This is a genomic window from Pseudomonas parasichuanensis, from assembly GCF_021601385.1.
In the GTDB taxonomy this organism is placed as follows: domain Bacteria; phylum Pseudomonadota; class Gammaproteobacteria; order Pseudomonadales; family Pseudomonadaceae; genus Aquipseudomonas; species Aquipseudomonas parasichuanensis.
On record NZ_BQHO01000113.1, the window covers coordinates 1 to 255 of the forward strand.

1 protein-coding gene is annotated in these 255 nt (G+C 63.1%); it reads left to right on the forward strand.

Annotation, left to right across the window (positions count from 1 at the left end; all coding sequences use genetic code 11):
• On the forward strand, window positions 1–255 hold a 255-nt coding region (locus L6D77_RS27175; protein ID WP_236170245.1), incomplete at both ends, for a hypothetical protein.

Here is a 255-nt window from a genome sequence, read left to right on the forward strand (position 1 = left end):
CAGCACCATCGTGATCAGCATCGTCGACGATGTGCCCAAGGCCCACTGCGACTTCGCCCATGTCACCGAGGGCGACAGCATCAGCGGCAATGTATTGGCCAACGATGTGGTTGGCGCCGATGTGCGCAGCGACGGCCAGTACGTGGTGGGTGTGCGTGCCGGCAACGACACTTCCACCTCGGCGCTCGGCCATGTTGGCGATCAGATCAATGGGCTGTACGGCTACCTGACCCTGGATGCCCAGGGCAACGCCAC